General features: G+C 73.1%; 17 protein-coding genes and 1 riboswitch. Of the genes, 13 read left to right on the forward strand and 4 right to left on the reverse strand.

Annotated elements, in window-relative coordinates; translation table 11 throughout:
- The first annotated feature begins 23 nt into the window (after positions 1–23).
- Together QFW77_RS05995 and zapE are read left to right on the forward strand one after the other, a co-directional pair.
- The gene (locus QFW77_RS05995; RefSeq protein WP_280573471.1) at positions 24–692 is read left to right on the forward strand and encodes an alpha/beta hydrolase; all 669 of its coding nucleotides are present in this window, start codon (positions 24–26) and stop codon (positions 690–692) included.
- Positions 685–1,836, forward strand: a complete 1,152-nt coding sequence (zapE, locus tag QFW77_RS06000) for a cell division protein ZapE (protein WP_280573472.1) — start codon at positions 685–687, stop codon at positions 1,834–1,836. Before QFW77_RS05995 ends, zapE begins: the two co-directional genes overlap by 8 nt.
- A 4-nt stretch (positions 1,837–1,840) precedes the next feature.
- On the opposite strand, the gene QFW77_RS06005 is transcribed toward zapE, so the two are convergent.
- From QFW77_RS06005 to ompR, 4 genes are all read right to left on the reverse strand, one after another.
- Positions 1,841–2,647 (reverse strand): fructosamine kinase family protein, encoded by an 807-nt coding sequence (locus tag QFW77_RS06005; RefSeq protein WP_280573473.1) that lies wholly within the window; start codon positions 2,645–2,647, stop codon positions 1,841–1,843.
- Between the two features lie 188 nt (positions 2,648–2,835).
- On the reverse strand, positions 2,836–3,753 hold the full coding sequence (locus tag QFW77_RS06010) for an alpha/beta hydrolase (protein ID WP_280573475.1): 918 nt from the start codon (positions 3,751–3,753) through the stop codon (positions 2,836–2,838).
- Positions 3,754–3,772: 19 nt separating this feature from the next.
- A complete protein-coding gene (locus QFW77_RS06015) occupies positions 3,773–5,056 on the reverse strand; it encodes an ATP-binding protein (RefSeq protein ID WP_280573477.1) in 1,284 nt (427 codons plus the stop codon).
- Positions 5,053–5,775, reverse strand: coding sequence for an osmolarity response regulator transcription factor OmpR (gene ompR / locus QFW77_RS06020; RefSeq protein WP_280573478.1), 723 nt, complete (start codon positions 5,773–5,775; stop codon positions 5,053–5,055). The genes QFW77_RS06015 and ompR overlap by 4 nt, the downstream gene beginning before the upstream one ends.
- Before the next feature lie 196 nt (positions 5,776–5,971).
- Here ompR and QFW77_RS06025 point away from each other — a divergent pair, with 196 nt between their 5' ends.
- From QFW77_RS06025 to QFW77_RS06075, 11 genes are all read left to right on the forward strand, one after another.
- A complete protein-coding gene (locus QFW77_RS06025; protein WP_280573479.1) occupies positions 5,972–6,262 on the forward strand; it encodes a hypothetical protein in 291 nt (96 codons plus the stop codon).
- Positions 6,263–6,588: 326 nt separating this feature from the next.
- On the forward strand, positions 6,589–7,362 hold the full coding sequence (locus tag QFW77_RS06030; protein WP_331487880.1) for a HipA family kinase: 774 nt from the start codon (positions 6,589–6,591) through the stop codon (positions 7,360–7,362).
- A complete protein-coding gene (locus tag QFW77_RS06035) occupies positions 7,343–7,777 on the forward strand; it encodes a DUF3037 domain-containing protein (RefSeq protein ID WP_280573481.1) in 435 nt (144 codons plus the stop codon). The genes QFW77_RS06030 and QFW77_RS06035 overlap by 20 nt, the downstream gene beginning before the upstream one ends.
- Before the next feature lie 33 nt (positions 7,778–7,810).
- Complete coding sequence (locus tag QFW77_RS06040) at positions 7,811–8,464, forward strand: mechanosensitive ion channel domain-containing protein (protein ID WP_280573482.1); 654 nt, start codon at positions 7,811–7,813, stop codon at positions 8,462–8,464.
- A gap of 92 nt (positions 8,465–8,556) precedes the next feature.
- A riboswitch (cobalamin riboswitch) is annotated at positions 8,557–8,789 on the forward strand.
- A gap of 321 nt (positions 8,790–9,110) precedes the next feature.
- A complete protein-coding gene (locus tag QFW77_RS06045; RefSeq protein WP_280573681.1) occupies positions 9,111–11,420 on the forward strand; it encodes a ribonucleoside-diphosphate reductase subunit alpha in 2,310 nt (769 codons plus the stop codon).
- Positions 11,421–11,439: 19 nt separating this feature from the next.
- Entirely contained in the window at positions 11,440–11,661 is a 222-nt protein-coding gene (locus QFW77_RS06050; protein WP_280573483.1) for a hypothetical protein, read from the forward strand.
- Positions 11,662–11,707: 46 nt separating this feature from the next.
- The gene (locus tag QFW77_RS06055) at positions 11,708–12,739 is read left to right on the forward strand and encodes a ribonucleotide-diphosphate reductase subunit beta (protein WP_280573484.1); all 1,032 of its coding nucleotides are present in this window, start codon (positions 11,708–11,710) and stop codon (positions 12,737–12,739) included.
- A gap of 154 nt (positions 12,740–12,893) precedes the next feature.
- A complete protein-coding gene (locus QFW77_RS06060; RefSeq protein WP_280573485.1) occupies positions 12,894–14,237 on the forward strand; it encodes an amidohydrolase in 1,344 nt (447 codons plus the stop codon).
- 49 nt (positions 14,238–14,286) lie between these two features.
- Positions 14,287–15,102, forward strand: a complete 816-nt coding sequence (queF, locus tag QFW77_RS06065) for an NADPH-dependent 7-cyano-7-deazaguanine reductase QueF (protein WP_280573487.1) — start codon at positions 14,287–14,289, stop codon at positions 15,100–15,102.
- 110 nt (positions 15,103–15,212) lie between these two features.
- Positions 15,213–15,566, forward strand: a complete 354-nt coding sequence (locus QFW77_RS06070) for a LysM peptidoglycan-binding domain-containing protein (protein ID WP_280573488.1) — start codon at positions 15,213–15,215, stop codon at positions 15,564–15,566.
- A gap of 51 nt (positions 15,567–15,617) precedes the next feature.
- The gene (locus QFW77_RS06075) at positions 15,618–16,124 is read left to right on the forward strand and encodes a hypothetical protein (protein WP_280573489.1); all 507 of its coding nucleotides are present in this window, start codon (positions 15,618–15,620) and stop codon (positions 16,122–16,124) included.
- Positions 16,125–16,182 lie beyond the last annotated feature (58 nt).

Here is a 16,182-nt window from a genome sequence, read left to right on the forward strand (position 1 = left end):
CATCACCCCCTATCATCGCGGGCATGCAGACCCCACGCTTCCCGCAGCAGTCCGCCGCCCTCACCCTGCCCGGCCCGGCCGGCGCGCTGGAGCTGGCGGTGGACCTGCCCGACGAGGACGTCGCCGCGCGGCCGGTGGTGGCCATCCTCTGCCATCCCTTGCCCACCGAGGGCGGCACCATGCACAACAAGGTGGTGACCATGGCCGGCCGCGCGCTGCGCGAGCTCGGCGCCACCACGGTGCGCTTCAACTTCCGCGGCACCGGCCAGTCGGAAGGCGAGTTCGACGACGGCGAGGGCGAGCTGGACGATCTGCGCGCGGTCGCCGCCTGGGTGCGCGCCTGCCGCCCCGACGATGCGCTGTGGCTGGCCGGCTTCAGCTTCGGCGCCTACGTCAGCCTGCGCGCCGCCGCCGGGCTGAAGCCGGGCATGCTGATCTCGATCGCACCGCCGGCCGGGCGCTGGGATTTCGACGCGATCGAGCTGCCGGCCTGTCCCTGGCTGGTGATCCAGGGCGAGGCCGACGAGATCGTCGATCCGCAGGCGGTCTACGACTGGCTGGACACCAGCAAGGCCGAGGCCGAGCTGGTGCGGATGCCCGACACCAGCCACTTCTTCCACCGCAAGCTGATGGACCTGCGCGGCGCGATCAAGAACGGCGTGCGCCAGTACCTGCCCGGCGCGGATGGCTGACGCAGGGGCGGCGCCAGCGCCCTCGGAGGTCTACGCCGCCGGCGTCGCCCGCGGCGACTGGCAGGACGACGCGGCCCAGCGCGCGGTGCTGCGCGAGCTCGACCGCATCCACCGGGCGCTGGACCGGGCCGCGGGCCGCGGCGGACTGCTGGGCCGGCTGTTCGGCGGCGGCCGCGACCCCGTGCCGGGGCTCTACCTCTGGGGCGGCGTGGGCCGCGGCAAGACCTTCCTGATCGACCTGTTCTTCCGCGGCCTGCCGCTGCGCGATCTCAAGCCCGAAGTCCTGGAGAGCGGCGGCGGCGACGGGGACGGCAAGCGCCGCACCCATTTCCATCGCTTCATGCGCGAGGTGCATGCCGCGCTGCGCGCCCACAGCGGCGAGCGCGACCCGCTTTCGGCGATCGTGCACGGCTGGCGCGACGCCGGGCTGCGGGTGCTGGTGCTCGACGAGTTCTTCGTCAGCGACATCGGCGACGCGATGCTGCTGGCGCGACTGCTCGAGCGGATGTTCGCCGAGCGGATGGTGCTGGTCACCAGCTCGAACACGCCACCGTCGGAGCTCTATCGCGAAGGCCTGCAGCGGGTGCGGTTCCTGCCCGCCATCGCTCTCATCGAACGACATTGCGCGGTGCTGCGCATGGACAGCGACACCGATTACCGGCTGCGCGCGCTGACCCGTTCGCCGGTCTACCGCACGCCGCTCGACGAGGGCGCCGACGACTGGCTGAGGCGGCGCTGGCGCGAGCTGGGCGGCGACGAGGGCCATCGCGACGCCGGGATCGAGGTGGAGGGGCGCCGCATTCCCGTACGTGCGCGCAGCCCGGGCATGGCCTGGTTCGATTTCGACGCGCTTTGCGAGGGCCCGCGCGGCGCCAGCGACTACATCGAGATCGCGCGCGAGTTCCACACCGTGCTGCTCGGCGCGGTGCCGGTACTGGACGCCACCCGCGACGACGCGGCGCGGCGCTTGGTCACCCTGGTCGACGAGCTCTACGACCGCCAGGTCAACCTGGTCTGCACCGCCGCCGCCGCGCCGCCGGAGCTGTACACGGGCGAACGCCTGGCCGGCGCCTTCGAACGCACCGCCTCGCGCCTGATCGAGATGCGCAGCGCCGAGTACCTGGCGCGCGAACACCGCTGCTGAGCGCTCAGGCGCCATGGCGCAGCGCCGCGCGCACCGCCTCCAGGTAGCCGCTGCCGAACAGGTTGAGGTGGTTCAACAGGTGGTACAGGTTGTAGACGGGCGCCCGCCCGCGCCAGCCCGCATCGGCGGCGGCGGCTTCGCGATAGGCGGCGAAGAACGGCGCCGGCGGCTCGCCGAACAGCGTCAGCATCGCCAGTTCGGCCTCGGCCCAGCCGTAGTGCGCCGCGCCGGCGTCGATCAACGCCAGCTCGCCGTCGCCGCAGGGGTGCAGGTTGCCGCTCCACAGGTCGCCGTGCAGCAGCGAAGGTGGCTGCGCCGGGATCCGCGCCGGCAGCGCGGCACACAGGCGTTCGATGCGCGCGACGTCGGCGGCCGCGAGGCGGCCGGCCTCGCGCGCGCGGCGGGCCTGCGGCAACAGCCGGCATTCGGCGAAGAAGCGCCAGCCGTCGTCCATCGGCGTGTTCGGCTGGGCGCCATCGCCGCACCAGCCGTCGCGGTCCAGGCCGAACCGCTCGCCGGTGCGGGCATGCTGCCGCGCCAGCGCGGCGCCGGCGCGCGCCCAGGCGTCGCGATCCGGGCGGCCGCGGCCGAGATCGGCGAGCACCAGCGCATCGTCCGCCACCGCGACCACCTCCGCCACGCGTAGCGCCCGCGCGCCGCCCAGCAGCCGGAGCCCGTGCGCCTCCATGGCGAAGAACCCGGCCGGCGCGCCGCGGCGGCGCTTGACCACCACCGCGCGGCCGTCGTCCAGGCGCAGCCGGTGCAGGCCATCGCCGAGCGCGTCGAGGCGGGTCCGCAGCGTCGCATCCATGGCACCGATTCTCGCCGCAACCGCGCGTTCGCGCAGCGGGTTGCCGACACGCCGGCGGCGGCTCGCGGCCGTGGCCTTCCTCTCCTGTAGGAGCGTGCCATGCACGCGAAGGCCGGCGCGGCTGGACACGCCCGCAACTGCCGCCACTCCGGCCGGAGCCGCCTGCGGGCGTCGCGACCGTGGGCGGCCTACGGACCGGGGGTCGCCACCAGCCCGCGCAGGAAGGCGTCGACCGCTTCGGTGTAGGCCCCGGGCTGGCCGAGCTCGCGGTTGATGGCCATGTGCGACAGCGGCTGCGGCAGCACCTCCACGCGCGCGCCCAGCGTGGCCGCCTTCTCCGCCAGCGCGTGCGCCTGCGGGCACGCGTCGGGCCGCCGCTGCGCGCAGACCGCCAGCATCGGCAGCGCGTCGCGCGCCAGCGCATGCCAGGGCGAGGCGGCGACCCAGTCGCTGCGCGCTTCGCCGAAGGCGCGGTCGTACAGGCGCGGGCGGCGCGGCAGCGCCATCATCTGCGGCACGTCCATCGCCGCGCTGTCCAGCGCCACCACGCCGCGCGGCGGGGCGGCGCCGGCGTCCCGCAGCCGCGCCGGATCGGCGCCGAGCAGGGCCGCCAGGTGGGCGCCGGCGGAGTGCCCCATCAGGACCACGCGGTCCGGATCGGCGCCCCAGTCCGGTGCCGCGGCCTGCACCCGCGCGAGCGCACGGGCGACGTCGCCGGCCTGCTGCAGCGGCGCGGCCTCGGGCAGCAGCCGGTAGTTGGTCGACACCAGCACCCAGCCGCGCGCCAGCCAGTGCCGCGCCTTGTCCGGGATCAGCCCGGGATGGTCCTTGTCGCCGTGCGCCCAGCCGCCGCCGTGCACCAGCAGCAGCACCGGCGCGCGCGCGGCGCGCGCCGGCAGGTAGACGTCGAAGCGCTGGCGCGGGTGCTCGCCATAGGCGATGTCGCGCAGCACCCGGGTGCCGGCCGGAAGCTCGCCGGCATCGGTCCGGTGCGGGGCGTCGCGGAGCGCGCGCCAGCGCGCCAGCGGCCCGTGGGCGTCGTCGGCGGCGGCCGGCGCCAGCAGCGCGAACGCGAGCAGCAGGGTCGTGAGGGGATGGTGCGGCATCGAAGCCTCCCGGCGCGGGTCAGTGGCCGCGGACCACGAGCACCGCCCGCAGCCCGCGTGGTGGGTTGGGGAGCAGGCGCAGCTCGCCGTGGTGCTGGCGCGCGACCCGTTCGGCGATCGCCAGGCCGAGCCCGGAACCGCCGCCGGCGCCGTGCGCGAACGGCTGCAGCAGCCGCCGCGCCTCGTGGCGCCCGAGCCCCGGGCCGTGGTCGCCGATTTCGATGCGCCAGTGGTCCTGCTCGCGCGCCAGCGCCAGCGAGTACGGCGGCGCGCCATGGCGCTGGGCGTTGACCACCAGGTTCTCGACCGCACGCAGCAGCGCCATCGGCCGGCCGCGTGCCAGCGCCCGGTCCGGAACCTGCAGTTCCCAGGCGACGTCCGAAGCGCCGACCACGTTGCGGCAGATCTCGGCCAGGTCCACGGGCTCCACCGCCTCGTCGCGGCCGTCGCGGGCGTAGGCGATGAACTGCGACAGGATCGCGTCGATCTCGGCGATGTCGCGGTCGATGCCGGCCCGCAGTTCCGGATCCACCTCCGGCAGCAGCTCCAGCGCGAACTGCACGCGGGTCAGCGGGGTGCGCAGGTCGTGGGAAATGCCGGCCAGCATCACGTTGCGCTCGTCGCTCGCGGCGCGCATCGCCGTGCCCGCATCGACCATCGCCCGCGCCAGTTCGTCGACCTCGCGCGGGGCGCGGCCGCCGAGCGCTTCGCTGCCTTCGCCGCGGACCACCGCCGGCGCCTGGCGCGCGAGCCGCCGCAGCGGCTGCACCAGCCGCCGCGCGCACCAGGCCGCTGCGACCCACACCAGCAGCGCGCAGCCGAGCAGCAGCGCCACCGAGAACCGCCGCGCGTGCTCGCCGCGGCGCTCGTCGGTGAACGAGACCCAGAGCGGCTCGCTGGTGCCGAGCCGCAGCCAGGCCACGTTGCCGTCCCCGGCGCTGCCGCGGCCGATGCGGATCTCGCGGGCCGGCGCGGACGGGCCGGTCTGCGCCGCCGCGCGCGCCTGCAGCGCGCGCATCAGCGGCGCCACCCGCCCGGCGGGCGGGGCCGGCGGCTCGCGGCGCACCTGCAGTCCCGCCTCGCGCAGCGCGGTCACCAGCGTTTCCCGCGAGCCGCTGCGCTCCAGCCGTTCCGCGACCGCGGCGAACGCCTGCATCGCCCGCAGCAGCTGGCCGCTGGCCGGGCCGACGGCCAGCTCGCGGCCCAGCACCGCGGCCAGCAGCGCCGCCCCCAGCAGCACCAGCGCGATCACCAGCACCAGCTGGCCGAACACCCCGCGCGGCGGCAGCCGCCACCGGCTCATGCGGAGTCCTCCGGCGGCACGTAGACATAGCCCACGCCCCACACGGTCTGGATGAGCCGGGGATCGCGCGGATCGTCCTCCAGCACCCGGCGCAGGCGCGCGATCGCCACGTCGATGCTGCGCTCGTAGGCGTCGTGGCCGCGCCCCCTGGCCAGGCTCATCAGCCGGTCGCGCGACAGCGGCTGGCGCGGATGGCGCAGCAGCACCGCCAGCACCGCGAACTCCCCCGAGGTCAGGCGCAGCGGCGCGCCGCCGCGGGTGAGCAGGCGCCGGCCGAGGTCGAGCCGGAACGGCCCGAACGCGACCTCGCCACCGTCGGCCAGCGGCGCGCCCGGCCGGGCGGCGCCGGCACGGCGCAGCACCGCACGGATCCGCGCCAGCAGCTCGCGCGGGTTGACCGGCTTGGGCAGGTAGTCGTCGGCGCCCAGCTCGAGGCCGACGATGCGGTCGATGTCGTCGCCGCGCGCGGTCAGCATCACGATCGGGATCGCGTCGCCCTGGCCGCGCAGGCGCCGGCAGATGTCCAGGCCGCTGTCGCCGGGCAGCATCAGGTCGAGCACGATCAGGTCGAAGTGGCCGCGTTCGAGCGCGTGCGACAGCTGCGCCGCGTCGCCGACGCCCTTCACCGCGAACCCCTGCCCCTCCAGGTAGCGCGCCAGCAGCTCGCGCAGGCGCGCGTCGTCGTCGACCAGGAGGATGCGGGTGGCGGGTTCGTCCATGGCGGCACTATCGCGGCCGCCGCGGTGGCGGGCAAACCCCGCGGGCGGCGCGTTTTGCGACCAAATGTGTCCGGCGCCGGCGCCCGACACATCCGGCGACAGAGCCGACATCCTCGCGCGCGGCGTCGGCGCTAGCGTGGGTCCTCCCCCCCGGCCATGGACGGCCACTTCCTTCACCCGCCTGGAGAACCGCCCGATGCGCAACCCGACCTCCCGCCTGCTGCTGGCCGCCACCCTCGCGGCGCTATCCACCAGCGCCTGTGCCCAGAACAACTCGCGTGCCGAGCGATTCGCCCAGGCGATGCAGGAGCGTTTCACCACCGCCGACACCAACCGCGACGGACGCATCAGCCGCGACGAGGCCAGCGCCGGGATGCCGCGCGTGGCCGAGCGCTTCGATGCGCTCGACACCGACTCGGACGGCCAGCTCTCGCGCGACGAACTGCGCGCCGCGGCCCAGCAGATGCGTGCCCAGCGCGGTCGTTGAGCGTCCTGGACCGCAACTACGGCGGCGCGGCGATCGTGTTCGACCGCCTGGTCGGCACGTTCCGCGAGGCGCGCGACGGCGTTCCGCTGCGCTACGGGCTGGTGCGGCCGGTGCGCAGCCGCAACCCGTTCCGGATCGCCTTCCACGCCTGGGCGGGCCTGTTCCGCGACCTGCGCGCGGCGCGCGCGAGGTCCTGCTCACGCTGTTCGGGCCGCCCGGCTACGGCCCGGGCGAAGCCGCGCGCGCGCAGCGCCGCGGCACGGCGGCGCGATAGGCCCGCGAAGCGGCGGCAGGTACCATCTGCGCCTGTCTCCCGGAGCCCGGCGCTGAGAACGGTCCGCACCACCCGCTACGTCACCCCGCTGCGCGAAGGCGGCTCGCTGCCGGCGGTGGTGGAGGCCGACGACCTGGGCATGTACGTGCTCAAGTTCCGCGGCGCCGGCCAGGGGCCGAAGGCGCTGGTGGCGGAATTGGTCGCCGGCGAACTGGCGCGGGCGCTCGGGCTGCCGGTGCCCGAGATCGTGAAGATGACGCTGGACCCGGAGCTGGCGCGGACCGAGGGCGACCCCGAGATCCAGGCGCTGATCCGCGCCAGCGCCGGCCTCAACGTGGGCCTGGACTACCTGCCCGGCGCAATCGCCTTCGACCCGGTGGCCGACCGCCCCGACGCCGACCTGGCCTCGGCGATCGTGTGGTTCGATGCCTACACCAGCAACGTCGACCGCACCGCGCGCAACCCGAACCTGATGATGTGGCACCGCCAGCTGACGCTGATCGACCATGGCGCCGCGCTGTACTTCCACCACGACTGGGAAAACGCCGCCAAGGCCGCGCTCAGCCCGTTCCGGCTGGTGGCCGAGCACGTGCTGCTGCCGTTCGCGGACGCGCTGGAGGCGGCGGACGCGCGCCTGGCGACGGCGCTGGACGAGGCCGCGATCCGGCGGGTGCTGGCGCTGGTGCCGGACGCCTGGCTGGACCCGGCCGCGGATGCGGCAGCGGCGCGGTCGCGCCGCGAGGACTACGCCGACCACCTCTGCCGGCGCCTGCAGGCCCGCCATGTCTTCCTCGAGGAGGCCCTGCGTGCACGCGCATCTGTATGACTACGCGGTGGTCCGCGCGGTGCCGCGGGTCGAGCGCGAGGAATTCGTCAACGTCGGCGTGCTGCTGTCGTGCCCCGGGCTCGGCTATCTCGGCGCCGAGATCGCGGTCGACCCGCAGCGGTTGCGCGCGCTCGACCCGGGCCTCGACGTCGACGCCCTGCGCCGCCACCTCGACGCGATCGTGGCGGTCTGCCGCGGCGGCCCGGGCAGCGGCCCGATCGGCCGGCTGGCGCCGCGCGCGCGCTTCCACGCGCTGACCGCCACGCGCAGCGCGGTGATCCAGATGTCGCCGGTGCATACCGGCCAGTGCACCGGCGATCCGGCCGAGACCCTCCGCCACCTGATGCAGCGGATGGTGCTGCCGCCGGCGCCGGGCGGGGCCGCGGAGCCGGACTGGCCGCGGCCGGCGCGCTAGACTCCCGGCTCACCGCCGGGCGCTGCCTCCTGCATGAACCCTTCCCGCTTCCAGGCGCAACTGCCGCCGTGGCTGCACGCCTGGCTCGGCGAGATCGCCCTCGCGATGCAGGTGGTCGCGATCCTGCTCGCCGCCTGGGTGCTGCGCTGGTTGCTGGTGCGGATGGTGCGGCGCCTGTCGGCGCGCTACGACTTGCCGTTCGAAGTCTCGGTGGCGGCGCGGCGGATCGTCGGGTTCCTGGTCGGCTTCGGTGCGCTGCTGCTGGTGCTGGAGCGGTTCGGCGTGTCCGGCGGGGTGCTGTGGACCGCCTTCACCGGCTTCGCCGCGGTCGCGGCGATCGCCTTCTTCGCCGCCTGGAGCGTGCTCACCAACGTGTTCTGCGCGCTGCTGCTGCTGATCCTGCGGCCGTTCCGGCTGCTCGACCACATCGAGCTGATCGAGAACGGCGAGCGCGCGGGCTTTCGCGGCCGCGTGGTCGACATGAACCTGGTCTTCGTGACCCTGGAGGAGAAGCACGAGGGCGGCGAGAGCCTGCTGCGCGTGCCCAACAGCCTGTTCTTCCAGCGCGCGACCCGGCGCTGGCTGGGCGAGCCGGTGCCGGTGGCGCTGCCGCCGCGGCGCCCCGACGACAGCGACGAGGCATCCCTCGGCGGCACGGGCGGCGGGGCCGCGTCGCAGTTCCCCTAGGGCCGGGCCCACCGCTCTGCGGCACTCCGTTCCACCTCCGCCGTGACGAGCGCAGCGACCCAATATTTCGCGTTGACGTGGCATCCCGGCCCCACTATCTTGTGGCCGTCGGTTCCGGCGGCGGCTATCCGCCGGATGAAAAGGGAAGCCGGTGACGCCCCGTCCAGCCTGGATGGCGGCCAGTCCGGCACTGCCCCGCAGCGGTAATCGGGAACGACCCCGCCACACAGCACTGAGGCCCTAACCTCGGGAAGCGGCGGATCAGGTGAAGGCTCGCGCCTTCGTGCCCGTGAGTCCGAAGACCTGCCGACGGCCGCGCGAAGCACGACGCGCGGTGCCGGCTGCGGAATCTCCGGGGGGAGATGGCTGGCGAAGCGGACGCGCGCGGCCGTTCCTCCGGGAGCCCGTCGCGGGCCCTGCGACGCCGCTTTCCCATCCTGCGAAGAGACCGCTCGCCCGCGGGGGCGGGGCCGCGACGACGTTCGCGCCGTCGTGCCTCGCTCCCGTGCCGCCTGCGCGGGCAGGCGGCTGTGCGTCATGCAGGAGTCCATCCGTGTCCCAGACCGAAGCCGCCGCCGCCGGCGACACCCCCGCCATCGTGCAGGATCCATCGTTCCTGCTCACCCCGCCGCCCACCGCCACCGCGATGCGCGTGACCAAGCGCAACGGCGGCCGCGAGGCGGTCGACCTCAACAAGATCGTGCGCGCGGTGCAGCGCTGCTGCGAGGGCCTGCACGCGATCGACCCGATGCGCGTGGCCACGCGCACCATCTCCGGGCTGTACGACGGCGCCAGCACCCGCGAGCTCGACGAGCTGTCGATCCGCACCGCCGCGCTGTTGACCGCCGAGGAGCCGGAGTACAGCCGCCTGGCCGCGCGCCTGCTGGCCAACGTGATCGGCAAGGAGGTGATGGGCCAGGAGATCCACGCGTTCTCGCAATCGGTGGCGCGCGGACACGAGCTGGGGCTGATCAACGATCGCCTGCTCGATTTCGTGCAGACCAACGCGCGCAAGCTCAACGACGCGATCGACCCGGCCCTGGACATGGGCTTCGACTACTTCGGCCTGCGCACCCTGTACGACCGCTACCTGCTGCGCCATCCGCACGCGCGCAAGGTGATCGAAACCCCGCAGCAGTTCTTCATGCGCATCGCCTGCGCGCTGAGCGAGGACGTGCCCGAGGCCCTGGCGCTGTACCGGCGCATGGGCCAGCTGGACTACCTGCCGAGCTCGCCGACGCTGTTCAATTCCGGCACCACCCACGAGCAGCTGTCGAGCTGCTTCCTGCTCGATTCGCCCCGGGACACCCTGGAGTCGATCTACCAGCGCTACGGCGACATCGCCCAGCTGTCCAAGTTCAGCGGCGGCATCGGCGTGTCGTTCACCCGGGTGCGCTCGCGCGGCTCGCTGATCCGCTCCACCAACGGCCATTCCAACGGCATCGTGCCGTGGCTGAAGACCCTGGATTCGTCGGTCTCGGCGGTCAACCAGGGCGGGAAGCGCAAGGGCGCGGCCTGCGTCTACCTGGAACCCTGGCACGCCGACGTCGAGGAGTTCCTGGAGCTGCGCGACAACACCGGCGACGACGCGCGCCGCACCCACAACCTCAACCTGGCCAACTGGATCCCGGATCTGTTCATGCAGCGCGTCGAGGCCGACGCCGAATGGTCGCTGTTCGATCCGCGGGTGGTGCCGGAGTTCGCCGATCTGTACGGCGAGGCGTTCGAGCGCGCCTACGTGCAGGCCGAGCAGCAGGGCAAGGCGGTGCGCACGGTGCGCGCGCGCGAACTCTACGCGCGGATGATGCGCACCCTGGCGCAGACCGGCAACGGCTGGATGACCTTCAAGGACACCTGCAACCGCGCCGGCAACCAGACCGCCAAACCCGGCAACGTGATCCACCTGTCGAACCTGTGCACCGAGATCCTCGAGGTCACCTCGGCCGAGGAGACCGCGGTGTGCAACCTCGGCTCGATCAACCTGGCGCGGCACTTCGACGAGGACGGCCGCTTCGACTTCGAGCGCCTGGCCGAGACCGTGCGGCTGGCGGTGCGGCAGCTGGACCGGGTGATCGACCTCAACTACTACCCGATCGAATCGGCGCGCCGCGGCAACCTGCGCTGGCGCCCGGTGGGGCTGGGCTGCATGGGCCTGCAGGACGTGTTCTTCCGCCTGCGCCTGCCGTTCGACGGCGCGGCCGCGCGGGCGCTGTCGGCGCGAATCGCCGAGGAGATCTACTTCCACGCCCTGGACGCGTCCTGCGAGCTGGCGCTCGAGCGCGGCCGCCACCCCTCCTTCGCCGATACCCGCGCCGCCGCCGGGAAGCTCCAGTTCGACGCCTGGGACGCCGCGCCGGCGGACCCCGGCCGCTGGAACGCGCTGCGTGCGCGCATCGCCGAGCATGGCCTGCGCAATTCGCTGCTGATCGCGATCGCCCCGACCGCCACCATCGCCTCGATCGCCGGCTGCTACGAATGCATCGAGCCGCAGGTGAGCAACCTGTTCAAGCGCGAGACCCTGTCCGGGGACTTCCTGCAGGTCAACCGCTATCTCGTCGGCGAACTCAAGCAGCTGGGGCTGTGGACCCCGGAGATGCGCGATGCGATCAAGCAGGCCGAGGGCTCGGTGCAGGGGATCGCGGAGATCCCGGAGGTGCTGCGCGCGATCTACCGCACCGCCTGGGAGCTGCCGATGCGCGCGCTGATCGACATGGCCGCCGAGCGCGGCGCGTTCATCGACCAGGGCCAGTCCCTCAACCTGTTCATGGAGAACCCACGGATCGGCGCGCTGTCGTCGATGTACATGCACGCCTGGAAGCGGGGCCTCAAGACCACCTACTACCTGCGCTCGCGGCCCGCCACCCGGATCGCCAAGGCCACCGTTGACGCGGCCGCGCCGGAGCAGGCGATAGCCTGTTCGCTGGAGAACCCGGAAGCCTGCGAGGCCTGCCAGTGAGGCCGCAGCGGAGACAGCGATGCAGCGCTACGCCAACCTCAGCGGCGACTCCGGCGTCCAGGCCTATGCCTTCACGCCGGAGTCGATCCTGGTGAAGTTCCGCGGCTCCGAGCGCGTCTACGAGTACAGCCACGCCAGCGCCGGCCGCAGCAACGTCGCGCGCATGAAACGCCTGGCCGAGTCCGGCCGCGGCCTGTCCACCTTCATCAGCCGGCACGTCGCCGACCGCTACGTGCGCTGACCGGATCGACCCGATCCGGTCGGGCTGACAGCCCAAGGAAATCCCGATGTCCAATCCCCCTTCCGGCACCCGCCGGCAGCTCCTGCTCGACCCCGGCTTCGAACTGACCCTGCGGCCGATGCGCTATCCGCAGTTCTACGAGATGTACCGCAACGCGATCCGCAACACCTGGACCGTGGAGGAGGTCGACTTCTCGCTCGACACCCGCGACCTGGCGCACAAGGTCGGCCCGGCCGAGCGCCACCTGATCGAGCGGCTGGTGGCGTTCTTCGCCACCGGCGACTCGATCGTTTCCAACAACCTGGTGCTCAATCTCTACCAGCACATCAACGCGCCGGAGGCGCGCATGTACCTGTCGCGGCAGCTGTACGAGGAGGCGCTGCACGTGCAGTTCTACCTCACCCTGCTCGACACCTACCTGCCCGACCCGGAGGCGCGGGCGAAGGCCTTCGCCGCCACCGAGAACATTCCCTCGATCCGCCGCAAGGCCGAGTTCTGCTTCAAGTGGATCGATTCGATCCAGGAACTGGAGCGGATCGAGACCCCGGAGCAGCGGCGCCGGTTCCTGCTCAACCTGGTGTGCTTCGCCGCCTGCATCGAGGGCCTGTTCTTCTTCGGCGCGTTCGCCTACGTGTACTACCTGCGCTCGCGCGGGCTGCTCAACGGCCTGGCCGCCGGCACCAACTGGGTGTTCCGCGACGAGAGCTGCCACATGGCCTTCGCCTTCGAGGTGATCCGCACCGCGCGCGAGGAGGAGCCCGGCCTGGTCGACGAGGCGTTCCGCCGCCAGGTGGTGGAGATGCTGTGCGAGGCTGTGGACTGCGAGGTGGCGTTCGCCGAGGACACCCTCTCCGGCGGCGTGGCGGGGCTGTCGCTCCGCGACATGCGCGAATACCTGCAGTACTGCGCCGACCAGCGCCTGGCGCAGCTCGGCTTCGCGAAGCACTTCGGCGCGCGCAACCCGTTCGGCTTCATGGACCTGCAGGACGTGCAGGAGCTGACCAACTTCTTCGAGCGGCGGGTGTCGGCCTACCAGGTCGGGGTGCAGGGCGAGGTGGCGTTCGACGAGGCGTTCTGAGCGGCGCCTGCGGTGGCGCCGTCGGCCGCCGCGTTCCGCAGGGATCCGGCCGCCGCCGTTCGGCGGCAGCCGGGGACGCGCCGGCTTTCGCGGCCATGGCAGCGGGTTCGTCCCGGGTTAGCATCGGACCGTCCCTCCCGCCAGGAAACCGCCGATGCCCGTCCGCGCCCACCTTGCCGCCGCCCTGCTCGCACTCCCGCTGTTCGCCGCCGCCGCCGCGCAGGAGCCCGCCGCCGATGCGCTTCGCCCGGAGGTCGCGGCCGCCGCGCAGGCGCTGCAGGACAAGGTGGTCGCCTGGCGCCGCGACATCCACCAGCATCCGGAGCTGAGCAACCGCGAGACGCGCACGGCGGCCAAGGTCGCCGAACACCTGCGCGCGCTCGGACTGGAGCCGACGACCGGGATCGCCCATACCGGCGTCACCGCGGTGCTCAAGGGCGGCCGGCCCGGGCCGCGCATCGCCCTGCGTGCCGACATGGACGCGCTGCCGGTGACCGAGAAGACCGGGCTGCCGTTCGCCTCCACCGTCACCGACACCTACCGCGGCCAGGAGACCGGGGTGATGCACGCCTGCGGCCACGACGCCCACACCGCGATCCTGATGGGCGTGGCCGAGGCCCTGGTGGGGATGCGCGAAGAGCTTGCAGGCGAGATCCTGTTCGTGTTCCAGCCGGCCGAGGAGGGCGCGCCGGAAGGCGAGGAGGGCGGCGCGGCGCTGATGCTGGAGGAAGGCGTGTTCCGCGATTTCGAGCCGGAGGCGGTGTTCGGGCTGCACGTGTTCAGCACCCTCAACGCCGACCAGGTCGGGGTTCGCGCCGGGCCCACCATGGCCGCCTCCGACCGCTTCGGGCTGAAGGTGATCGGCCGCCAGACCCACGGCTCGCGGCCCTGGGGTGGGGTCGACCCGATCGTCGCCGCGGCGCAGATCGTCTCCCAGGCGCAGACCATCGTCAGCCGGCAGATGGACATCAGCAAGCAGCCGGTGGTGGTGACCTTCGGCGCGATCGAAGGCGGCATCCGCTACAACATCATCCCCGACGAGGTGGAAATGGTCGGCACCATCCGCACCTTCGACGAGGACATGCGCAAGGACGTGTTCGCGCGGCTCAACAGCATCGCCGAGCACGTCGCCGCCGCAAACGGCGCCACCGTCGAGGCGCAGATCCCGGCCGACGCCGGCAACCCGGTCACCTTCAACAACGAGGCGCTGACCGCGCGCATGCGCCCCAGCCTCGAGGCCGCCGCCGGCCCCGGCAACTTGGTCGACATGCCGCTGATCATGGGCGCCGAGGACTTCTCGCTGTACGCGCAGCAGGTACCGGGGCTGTTCTTCTTCGTCGGCGCCACCCCGGTCGGCGAGGATCCGCTGACCGCCCCGAGCAACCATTCGCCGCAGTTCGACGTCGACGAGTCCGCGCTCGACCTCGGCCTGCGGGCGATGCTGCAGCTCACGCTGGACTATCTCGAAGGCGGTGGCGAGAGCGCGGCGATGCGGTAGCGGCCCGGGCCGCACGCGGGCTGGCGGCCGGCCCCGATAGAATGCGCCGATGGCTTCCGATCTCCCCCTTGGCCGCGACGTGGCCTACCCGCGCGCCTACGATCCCGCGCTGCTGTTTCCGATCGCGCGCAGCGCCGGGCGCGATGCGCTGGGCCTGGACCCGGCCGCGCTGCCGTTCGTAGGCCACGACCGCTGGCAGGCCTACGAGCTCGCCTGGCTCGACGCGCGCGGCAAGCCGGTGGTGGCCACCGCCACGTTCACGGTGCCGGCCGATTCGCCGCGGCTGGTCGAATCGAAGTCGCTCAAGCTCTACCTCAACTCGCTCAACGCCGCCCGCTTCGACGATCCCGGGCGGGTGCGTGAGCTCATCGCCGCGGACCTGGCCGAGGCCGCCGGCGCGCCGGTCGCCGTGGCCTTCGGGCTGCCCGCGGTGGCCGGGCAGGACCGCGACGATGCGCAGACCATCGACGACCTCGAGATCGGCATCGACCACTACGGCCCGCCGCAGCCGGACCACCTTGCCAGCGATGCGGACGGCCCCGTCGCCGAGACGCTGCGCTCGGCGCTGCTCAAGTCGAACTGTCCGGTGACCGGCCAGCCGGACTGGGCGAGCGTGGACATCGCCTACCGCGGGCCGCGGATCGACCGGGCCGGGCTGCTGCGCTACCTGGTCTCGTTCCGCGACCACGCCGAGTTCCACGAGCAGTGCGTGGAGCGCATCTTCACCGACCTGGCGGCGCGCTGCCGACCGCAATGGCTGTCGGTCGAGGCGCGCTATACGCGCCGCGGCGGCCTGGACATCAACCCGTGGCGCGCCACGCCCGGGCTGGAGCCGCCGGCGGCCCGCCGCGACCCGCGGCAGTAGACGCTCGCCAGCCCAGGCCCCAGGCCCCAGGCCCCTGGCCCCTGGGGACAGCATCCGCTCTTAACACCCCGCGTGGGAGGCTTGCCGCCACCCGACAGTGGAGCGCCACCGTGAACAGATCCCCCGATGGTTCCGACGACGGCCGCTCGGGCAACGACCGGCCGGACTTCTCCGCCGTCGCCGGCAGCAGCGCGAGCACCGCGGCGCCGGGCGCGGACCGCGCCGATTTCAGCAAGGTCCAATCCTCGGTCTCGTCCACCGCCGCGCGCAGCGGCGAGCAGAGCTACCTGGTCGAGAAGGGCGACAACCTCTCGGCGATCTCGAAGAAGTTCTACGGCAGCGCCAACCACTGGCGCGAGATCTTCGAGGCCAACCGCGACCAGCTCGACAACCCCGACCTGATCCACCCCGGCCAGACGCTGCGGATCCCGGCTCGCGACAGCGACGGATCCGACCCCGCCTGATCCTCAGGCCACCTGCGGCCACCCGCCACATCTTCGACAGAGGAAACCGCAATGAACCGTACCCGCCCCGCCCTGCTGGTGTCCGCGCTGCTGATCGGCAGCCTCGCGCTCGCCGCCTGCAACCGCGATCCCGAACCCGTCGCCCCGGCCACGCCGCCGCCGGCGCAACCCGTCGAGCCGGCCACCCCGCCGGAGCCGGAACGCCCGGCTCCCACCGTCACGGTCACCGCCGTGCAGCTGGGGACCGACACCGCCGCCGACCGCACCATCGCCGCGCCCGCGACCAGCTTCTCCGCCAGCGACGACACCATCGTCGCGGCGGTCTCGACCAGCGCCATCGGCGACGCCGCCATGCCCAGCAGCGGCACCCTGACCGCCCGCTGGACCTTCGAGGACGGCCAGCTGGTCGACGAGCGCAGCGAGCAGCTCGACTTCACCGGCGCGGACGTCACCAACTTCCGCATCAGCAACCCCGAGGACTGGCCGCAGGGCCGCTACACCCTCGAGATCTCGCTGGACGGCGAGGTGGTGGAGACCCGCGAGTTCACCATCGAGTAGACCGCGCGCCTTCGGCCCGGGGAAGGGCGCGGCCGAGGCCGCGCCTTTTTTCTTGGCG

This window comes from Luteimonas endophytica, from assembly GCF_029887875.1.
GTDB classification, from domain to species: domain Bacteria; phylum Pseudomonadota; class Gammaproteobacteria; order Xanthomonadales; family Xanthomonadaceae; genus Luteimonas; species Luteimonas endophytica.

Excerpts from the sequence above, each read along its gene's own strand:
- QFW77_RS06040 (WP_280573482.1), top strand. The coding sequence starts at position 7,811 with ATGAACCCTTCCCGCTTCCAGGCGCAACTGCCGCCGTGGCTGCACGCC.
- zapE (WP_280573472.1), top strand. The coding sequence starts at position 685 with ATGGCTGACGCAGGGGCGGCGCCAGCGCCCTCGGAGGTCTACGCCGCC.
- QFW77_RS06050 (WP_280573483.1), top strand. The coding sequence starts at position 11,440 with ATGCAGCGCTACGCCAACCTCAGCGGCGACTCCGGCGTCCAGGCCTAT.
- QFW77_RS06055 (WP_280573484.1), top strand. The coding sequence starts at position 11,708 with ATGTCCAATCCCCCTTCCGGCACCCGCCGGCAGCTCCTGCTCGACCCC.
- queF (WP_280573487.1), top strand. The coding sequence starts at position 14,287 with ATGGCTTCCGATCTCCCCCTTGGCCGCGACGTGGCCTACCCGCGCGCC.
- QFW77_RS06025 (WP_280573479.1), top strand. The coding sequence starts at position 5,972 with ATGCGCAACCCGACCTCCCGCCTGCTGCTGGCCGCCACCCTCGCGGCG.
- QFW77_RS06045 (WP_280573681.1), top strand. The coding sequence starts at position 9,111 with ATGCGCGTGACCAAGCGCAACGGCGGCCGCGAGGCGGTCGACCTCAAC.
- QFW77_RS06015 (WP_280573477.1), bottom strand. The coding sequence starts at position 5,056 with ATGAGCCGGTGGCGGCTGCCGCCGCGCGGGGTGTTCGGCCAGCTGGTG.
- QFW77_RS06075 (WP_280573489.1), top strand. The coding sequence starts at position 15,618 with ATGAACCGTACCCGCCCCGCCCTGCTGGTGTCCGCGCTGCTGATCGGC.
- QFW77_RS06005 (WP_280573473.1), bottom strand. The coding sequence starts at position 2,647 with ATGGATGCGACGCTGCGGACCCGCCTCGACGCGCTCGGCGATGGCCTG.
- QFW77_RS06060 (WP_280573485.1), top strand. The coding sequence starts at position 12,894 with ATGCCCGTCCGCGCCCACCTTGCCGCCGCCCTGCTCGCACTCCCGCTG.
- QFW77_RS06010 (WP_280573475.1), bottom strand. The coding sequence starts at position 3,753 with ATGCCGCACCATCCCCTCACGACCCTGCTGCTCGCGTTCGCGCTGCTG.
- ompR (WP_280573478.1), bottom strand. The coding sequence starts at position 5,775 with ATGGACGAACCCGCCACCCGCATCCTCCTGGTCGACGACGACGCGCGC.
- QFW77_RS05995 (WP_280573471.1), top strand. The coding sequence starts at position 24 with ATGCAGACCCCACGCTTCCCGCAGCAGTCCGCCGCCCTCACCCTGCCC.